The 7,494-nt window shown below is 46.3% G+C and carries 7 protein-coding genes and 1 rRNA gene; 2 read left to right on the top strand and 6 right to left on the bottom strand.

The genetic code is table 11. The annotated features are described in order from the left end of the window. The 4 genes from B5066_RS16880 to bcp form a co-directional block, all read right to left on the bottom strand. Positions 1-85: ribosomal RNA gene (locus B5066_RS16880) — 16S ribosomal RNA — on the bottom strand; the annotation flags it as partial. A gap of 341 nt (positions 86-426) precedes the next feature. Next, positions 427-864 carry a peroxide-responsive transcriptional repressor PerR gene (perR, locus tag B5066_RS02400; protein WP_079474375.1) on the bottom strand — a complete coding sequence of 146 codons (438 nt, stop codon included), beginning with the start codon at positions 862-864 and terminating at the stop codon, positions 427-429. A 94-nt stretch (positions 865-958) separates the two neighbouring features. Continuing rightward, positions 959-1,270, bottom strand: a complete 312-nt coding sequence (locus B5066_RS02395) for a cyclic-di-AMP receptor (protein ID WP_079474354.1) — start codon at positions 1,268-1,270, stop codon at positions 959-961. Positions 1,271-1,285: 15 nt separating this feature from the next. Then, on the bottom strand, positions 1,286-1,822 hold the full coding sequence (gene bcp, locus B5066_RS02390) for a thioredoxin-dependent thiol peroxidase (protein ID WP_079474353.1): 537 nt from the start codon (positions 1,820-1,822) through the stop codon (positions 1,286-1,288). An 82-nt stretch (positions 1,823-1,904) separates the two neighbouring features. Here bcp and B5066_RS02385 point away from each other — a divergent pair, with 82 nt between their 5' ends. Next, positions 1,905-3,206, top strand: a complete 1,302-nt coding sequence (locus B5066_RS02385) for a glutamate-1-semialdehyde 2,1-aminomutase (protein WP_079474352.1) — start codon at positions 1,905-1,907, stop codon at positions 3,204-3,206. Positions 3,207-3,235: 29 nt separating this feature from the next. Then, positions 3,236-4,312 (top strand): FUSC family protein, encoded by a 1,077-nt coding sequence (locus B5066_RS02380; RefSeq protein WP_079474351.1) that lies wholly within the window; start codon positions 3,236-3,238, stop codon positions 4,310-4,312. Between the two features lie 44 nt (positions 4,313-4,356). Here the strand turns inward: B5066_RS02380 and B5066_RS02375 are convergent, their stop codons facing one another. Beyond that, positions 4,357-5,727: a dipeptidase gene (locus tag B5066_RS02375; RefSeq protein WP_079474350.1), complete on the bottom strand. Its 1,371-nt coding sequence runs from the start codon at positions 5,725-5,727 to the stop codon at positions 4,357-4,359. Between the two features lie 21 nt (positions 5,728-5,748). After that, positions 5,749-7,491, bottom strand: coding sequence for an ABC transporter ATP-binding protein (locus tag B5066_RS02370; protein ID WP_079474349.1), 1,743 nt, complete (start codon positions 7,489-7,491; stop codon positions 5,749-5,751). Between the last annotated feature and the right edge of the window lie 3 nt (positions 7,492-7,494).

The following is a 7,494-nucleotide window of genomic DNA, read 5'->3' as shown; positions in this document are numbered from 1 at the left end:
AGTCCGCCGGCTTCCCGCGCTCGACTTGCATGTATTAGGCACGCCGCCAGCGTTCGTCCTGAGCCAGGATCAAACTCTCCGTAAAAAGTTTGATGCTGTGGCATCAGTGATGCCCTAAAAAAGTGTTGCTTTTGATTGGGGCTCTGGCTTGTCTTTCCTTTTCAAAGAACGATCCATCGCTAAATAGCGACTTTTATAATTTATCATTTTTGAATAATGAATGTCAACAACTTTTTTAAGAAGTTTTATTTCGTTATTCTCGTTTTTGTCAGCCGTTTTGGCGACAATTAGTAATATAACATCGGCCCATAAGACCGTCAACCATTTTTGCAAAATAATTTTAAATTAGTTTTAAATGGATTTTTTCTGTTTAAAATGCATACAAAAGCCTTCATCTATGAAGAAGATGAAGGCTTCAAAAACAGCTTACTGTTTGCTCATCTTTGTACATTCTGTACATGTTCCATATATTTCTAACCGATGATCTTCAATTTCAAAGCCGGTCACGTGTTCAGCTAACGTTTCTACTTCATCCAGGCCTGGATAATGAAAGTCTACAATTTTCCCGCAATCATTACATATTACATGGTAATGATCTGAAGTAACGCAGTCGAACCTGCTCGAGGAGTCCCCATAGGTTAACTCCTTCACTATACCGGCGTCTTTAAAAACCCGAAGATTGTTGTAGACCGTAGCTACACTCATGTTCGGAAAACGTTCTTCAAGAGATTTATAGATATCGTCAGCAGTCGGATGGCTCATTGAAGAGTGCAGAAATTCCAAAATAGCATGACGCTGCGGTGTCATCCGAACGTTCGTGCTTTTCAAGACACTTACTGCTTCCTGTAGGCTAGCGCTCGCCATCGTCATGCACCTCTCTTCCTGTAAAACGATTCTTTATTTGTAATTCTTATAATCTATTCTATCGGACCCCCGTGATTGTTGTCAATGAAAGGGGTCAGCTATTCTCATCTGCTCCGGCTGATTGAAAAAAAGGAAGCATTGAAACATCCAAAAGAAATGAAGTAAACCTATTCGAATGTTCAGGTCGTTTTTTTCTATGCTTTTCGTAAGCCAAACATATATCTTTTAAATCTGTTTTTAACTTTGGCACTTCCTCTTCGTCCACGCCAAACAAAAACGTTGTATTTCCCTTTTTTAGAAATCCCCCGCTGCTTGCGATTTCAGTCATACGGTAACCCTTTTCTTTCATTTCCATCTCTACCTGATCGGTATAAAAGTTATCAATAATGCAAAGAAGCAGCTTCATGTGTTCATCCGCCTCCTACTTTTTGGAAGATGATAAGAATTCATCAACGTACCCGGATACTTCTCCAATATGATTCTTTACCTTCACTTCGTCCCAAACTTTTTGCACGGTTCCTTCTGTATCAATGAAAAAAGTGGACCTTACAATTCCAAGGTATTCTTTACCAAAGTTTTTCTTCCACTTCCATACTCCATAGGCAGCAGCCGCTTCCTGTTCCTCATCAGACAAAAGAGGAAAAGAAAGGTCGTGCTTGGCTGTAAAATTTTCGTGTTTTTTCATTGAATCCGGGCTGACCCCGAGCACTTTAACATTTTTATCGTTTAATTCCGGCAGCGCATCTCTGAAGTCGCAGGCTTCAGTCGTACATCCAGGGGTGTTGTCTTTAGGATAAAAATACAAAATCACGTTTTGTCCCTGGTAATCACTTAAACGAATATTCTCACCCGTAGTAGCGGGGAGTTCAAAATCGGGTGCTTTTTCCCCTTCCAAGTCTTTTGGGTTTACACTGCTTTCTTCTGTACTCACATCAATCACCTCAACAATGGTTTTCATCTTATGATATCATGGTTTTTGCTTTACTTCTCCATGATACAATAGATAAGAAATAGTTGATAGTAAGGAGAGTTAAGAAAATATGTCCTATGAAAAATCTGTTGAACTCTACAATGAAGCCTGCGATTTAATTGTGGGCGGTGTGAACAGCCCCTCTCGTTCTTTTAAGGGGGTTGGAGGCGGAACCCCGGTTTTTATGAAAGAGGGACGTGGTGCACATTTGTTTGATGAAGATAACAACCGATACATTGATTACCTCGGAGCTTACGGACCTATAATCACCGGACACGGCCACCCGCACATTGCTGAAGCCATTAGTGAAGCTGCCCGTACTGGCACTCTGCTTGGCACTCCCACTAAATGGGAAAATATTTTTGCTGAAAAACTGAAGGAAGCAGTCCCTTCTCTCGAGAAAGTCAGATTTGTCAATTCCGGCACCGAAGCTGTAATGACAACTATCCGTGTAGCCAGAGCCTATACCGGCAAACATAAAATCATTAAATTCGAAGGCTGCTACCACGGCCATTCCGATCTTGTGCTTGTGGCAGCCGGCTCCGGCCCATCGACGCTGGGATCACCGGACTCTGCAGGCGTTACTCCCAATATAGCTGCAGAAGTCATCACTGTTCCTTTTAACGACATTGACAGCTTCCGCGAGGCTATCGACCGCTGGGGTGACGAAACGGCCGCTGTTCTTATCGAGCCTATCGTCGGCAATTTCGGCCTGGTGGAGCCAGAACCCGGGTATCTTGAAGAAATCAAAAAATTGACGCATGATTCAGGCTCTCTTCTTATTTTTGATGAAGTAATTACGGCTTTTCGTTTCACCTACGGGGCCGCTCAAAATATGCTCCACGTAGAACCCGACATGACCGCTATGGGAAAGATTATCGGAGGCGGCCTCCCGATCGGTGCGTATGGCGGCCGGGTCGACGTCATGGAGCAGGTCGCTCCTCTGGGCCCGGCCTATCAGGCAGGGACGATGTCCGGAAACCCGGCCTCTATGCGCGCGGGCATTGCCTGCCTTGAAGTGTTGGAAAAAGACGGGGTGTACGACACGTTAGACCAACTCGGTCAACGCCTTGAAACGGGCCTTCTCGAGCAGGCTGAAAAATACAGCATTCCCGTTACAATCAATCGGTTAAAAGGGATGTTCACCATTTATTTTACAAAGGAAACAGTAAAAGATTATAAAGGGGCTGAACGTTCGAACTCTGAAAGGTTCAGCATTTTCTTTAAAGAAATGCTTGACCGGGGCGTTCATCTTGCTCCTTCAAAATACGAAGCCTGGTTTCTCACCACTGAACACAGTATTGAGGACATAGAAGAAACGCTGGAAGCTTCGGACCAGGCCTTTGCAGCGTTAAGCAGCCACATTTACTAAGTTCAATATAGAAAGGAATACAATCCGTTATGAAGCTGGGAGCCAGAATTTTCAAGACCGGTCTTGCGATCGTTCTAGCTATATACGCAGCATCGTGGATTGGATTGAATCCTCCTTTTTTCGCAGCGATCGCCGCTACTTTCGCTATTCAACCGTCAATATCCCGTACGTTTCAAACGATCCTGGACCAGTTGCAGGCCAACGTTATCGGGGCCGGCACAGCGATAGTTATGGTCCTTGCATTCGGTCACGAGCCGGTAATTATTGGAGTCACAGTCATGATTATTATTGCAGGCATTCTAGGTTTGAAACTGGACGCCTCCACCATCCCAATTGCTGTTGTGACAGTCATCATTATCATGGGCAGGCCTGGAAACGATAATTTTATTTTGTTTGCCTCCGAGCGGTTTGCCCTGATCATGCTTGGAATTGCAGCTTCGTTTTTAGTCAACATGCTTTTCCTGCCGCCAAAACATGAAACCAAGCTTTATCAGCAGATTCGTGATGTAACCCAGGATACTATTCAGTGGATTCGGCTGCTTGGAAGACATGAAACTAATCGGCAGACGCTGCGAAAAGACCTTTCTTCTCTTAAAGATCAGACCGTTTCCATCGAAAACCTTTACCTCCTGTTTAAAGAAGAACGCGTGTACACAAAAAAAGCACGCCTTACACGGGATCGGCGAGTCGTTCTTTTCAAGCAGATGATCGCTTCGATGAATAAAATCGTGACCATTCTGCGTACGCTTGATAAATTTGAAAATGATATGCAGCATACATCGTCAGAAATGCAGGAGGCTATCCGCAATCAGCTTGATCATCTTATGGATTACCACGACAGAATTCTCCAGCGTTATGTAGGCAAGGTCACTACTCATCTTACAGAGGAAATGGCAGAAGAGGTCGATGAAGGCAGGGTATCCTTAACCGACCAGCTTATGGAAATGTACGACCGCCAAAATATTGACCGCTCGGAATGGCTTCATCTTCTTCCAATTGTCGCACACATCGTCGAGTATAATGAGCAGCTTGAACACCTCGACCGGCTTGTTGAGACCTATTTCCGTTACCACAGCAGCGAAGACTTTTTTGCCATAGAGAATTAGAAAATTAAAAGGAGGGCTCCCTATTTCGGAAGCCCTCCTTTCGTTTATAAATTTTCACTAATCTCCGCTAAATATTCTGCCAAAGCTTCAAGGCCTTTATCATAGTTTTCCAGGTGAAAATGTTCGTTCGGCGCATGGAAGTTTTCGGTAGGGAGGCCGAATCCCATCAATGCCACTGGCACATTTAAAATTTGAGAAAAAGTTTCAATGACAGGCACAGACCCTCCCATTCTCGTATATGCCGCCGTCGTCCCGTACGCTGTTTCAAGCGCCCTTCCGGCTGCCTGAATGGCCGGATGGTCAAATGGAGTGACAAACGGCCGCCCTTTATCAAACGGAGTCACCTCCACCTCCACGCCTTTCGGTGTTTTTCGCTGAACATGAGCCGTCAGCTTTTCCACGACTTCGTCCGGATCCTGGTCAGGCACGAGCCGGCACGTAATCTTGGCTGAAGCCGCAGAAGGCAGTACCGTCTTGATCCCTTCTCCCTGGAAGCCTCCGTGCATGCCGTTAATTTCAAGGGTCGGACGGGCCCACGTTCTTTCCAGAAACGAAAATCCTTCTTCGCCAAACAGTTCCGGTACGTTTAATTCTTTTCTTGTATTTTCCTCATCATACGAAAGCTCCGCGTACGCGCGGCGTTCCTGATCGGTAAGCGAAAGAACCCGGTCGTAAAAGCCATCAACGGTAATATGGCCGCTTTCATCGTGCATAGAAGCAAGTATATCAGCCAGTGCATGAAGCGGGTTCGCGACCCCGCCGCCGTACAGGCCGGAATGCAGATCTCCTTTAGCCCCGCTCACATCGATTTGAATACCTGCAAGCCCCCGAAGTCCATAGCACACTGTCGGCCGGCCCTTTTCAAGCATTGGGGTATCAGAAACCAGCAGTACGTCTCCCTGGAGGAGTTCCCGATGCTTTTCCACAAACTCGTCCAAATTGGGACTGCCGATCTCTTCTTCTCCTTCAATACAAAATTTTACGTTCACCGGAAGTTCCTGTTTCGTCCGCATAAAGGCTTCAATCGTTTTAAGATGCATAAACACCTGGCCTTTATCATCCGTAGCGCCGCGGGCATAAATTTTTTCATTTCGTATTTCCGGCTGAAACGGCGGCGTTTCCCACAGTTCAACCGGATCGGCCGGCTGCACGTCGTAATGCCCGTAAAACAGCACCGTAGGTTTCCCCGGAGCATGGATCCAGTCGCCATATACCACCGGGTGTCCACCTGTGTCCATGACAGCTGTGTTTTCCAGACCAGCCGCCTGCATACTTTCTTTTACCCAGGAGGCAGCAGTCTCCATATCCGGCTTGTGGTCAGGGTCTGCACTGATGCTTGGTATCGATAAAAATTCTTTCAGCTGACTTAAATGGCTGCTTCGATGGTGTTTGAAATAATTTTTGACTTCTTCCATAGTTGCCTCCCTTTTCCTCTGTTACACGTGCTGAACGTCAAACAGCCTCTGATAAGAGCCTTCTGCCATCATTAACTGCTCGTGGCTTCCTGATTCCACCACACGTCCGTCTTCAATTACAACAATCCGGTCCGCGTGTGTGATTGTCGAAAGCCTATGCGCCACAATAAATGTGGTTCTGTCCTGGGCGAGCCGCTCCATTGCTTCCTGGATATAATGTTCGCTCTCTAAATCCAGTGCCGATGTCGCTTCATCAAATACAAGTATGGATGGATTCTTCAAAAACACACGCGCAATGGCAATCCGCTGTTTCTGTCCGCCGGAAAGCTTCACACCCCGCTCCCCGACCGGAGTATCATAGCCAAGCGGCAGTTCATTTATGAAAACTTCAGCATTCGCCATGCGCGCCGCCTGTATGACTTCTTCATCCGTGGCATCCGGTTTTCCCATCCGGATATTTTCCTTCACTGATTCGCTGAACAAAATGTTGTCCTGAAGCACCATACCGATATGATCCCGGAGCGTACGTACTTCATAGTCCCGCACATCTTTTCCGTCCAGGAGCAGAGCGCCCCCGGTGACATCATAAAACCTCGGGAGAAGGCTGACGATCGTACTTTTACCGCCGCCGCTCATCCCGACAAGCGCGATCGTTTCCCCCGGCCGCACATGCATATCCACGTCTTTTAATACATCGTTAGTATCCTCTTCATATTTAAACCATACGTGGTCAAACCGAATATCGCCTTTGACATGCTTTACCGGTACGGCTGTTTCTTTGTCAGTAATATCGTATTTTTCATCAATGAATTCAAACACCCGGTCCATTGACGCAATCGACTGCACAAGAGTGGTAGATGAATTCACCAGACGACGGAGCGGACTGTAAAGTCTCTCCATGTAAGAGGTGAACGCCACCATTTCCCCGACGGATAAATTTCCGTACAAAACAGCCATGCCGGCGGCCAGAATAACTACAAGCGGGGCCACGTCCGTGACGGTGTTAACGGCTGCGAACGTTTTAGCATTCCAGCGCGTATGATCCACCGCCCGGTCCAAAAACTGCTTGTTTCTTGTATCAAACTGGCCCTGCTCGTGATTTTCAAGGGCAAAGCTCCGGATCACACTCATCCCCTGCACTCGTTCATGCAGATGTCCCTGCACGTTTGCAAGCGCCTGCGACCTTGCTTTTGTTAAATCCCGCAGCCTCGAATAAAAATATTTAATGAAAAAGGCATAAATAGGTAAAAACAACATCGCGACCAGCGTCAGTTCCACGTCCATCGTAAACATAATAATGAGCGCAATGATAATCGTGGCAAGATCAAGCCATATATTCATCAGGCCGGTGATGACAAAGTCTTTGGTCAGCTCGACATCATTGATCACCCGCGAAATAATTTCGCCTGCCTTTCGATTGGAATAAAAACGAAGGCTCAATTTCTGAATATGACTGAATAATTGATCACGGATATCGTATAAAATCTTATTGCCCGTCCACTGGGCAAAGTACTGCCGGTAATATTCAATCGGCGGACGAACGATAATAAAAAGCACAACCGCTCCGCCTGCCAGCCAGGCGAGCACTCGTGCTTTTTCAGCTGTTGCCATGCCATCGGCCAACAGCACGTGGTCTATAATATAAGCAAGAATGAGCGGCGTTAAAAGCGGCAGACCGAATTTAAAAATACCAATGATCACTGTTACCGCAATTATTTTATTGTACGGCCGCACAAACTGCATGTAGCGTTTAATACTGCCCATCTT

This window comes from Marinococcus halophilus (assembly GCF_900166605.1).
GTDB classification, from domain to species: Bacteria; Bacillota; Bacilli; order Bacillales; family Marinococcaceae; genus Marinococcus; species Marinococcus halophilus.
Note: the sequence above shows the minus strand (reverse complement) of the source record. Positions and strands in the feature narration are given on the sequence as shown.

Coding starts and splice junctions, on each gene's coding strand:
- perR (WP_079474375.1), bottom strand. CDS start 864: ATGGCGAGCGCTAGCCTACAGGAAGCAGTAAGTGTCTTGAAAAGCACG.
- B5066_RS02395 (WP_079474354.1), bottom strand. CDS start 1,270: ATGAAGCTGCTTCTTTGCATTATTGATAACTTTTATACCGATCAGGTA.
- bcp (WP_079474353.1), bottom strand. CDS start 1,822: ATGAAAACCATTGTTGAGGTGATTGATGTGAGTACAGAAGAAAGCAGT.
- B5066_RS02385 (WP_079474352.1), top strand. CDS start 1,905: ATGTCCTATGAAAAATCTGTTGAACTCTACAATGAAGCCTGCGATTTA.
- B5066_RS02380 (WP_079474351.1), top strand. CDS start 3,236: ATGAAGCTGGGAGCCAGAATTTTCAAGACCGGTCTTGCGATCGTTCTA.
- B5066_RS02375 (WP_079474350.1), bottom strand. CDS start 5,727: ATGGAAGAAGTCAAAAATTATTTCAAACACCATCGAAGCAGCCATTTA.
- B5066_RS02370 (WP_079474349.1), bottom strand. CDS start 7,491: ATGGGCAGTATTAAACGCTACATGCAGTTTGTGCGGCCGTACAATAAA.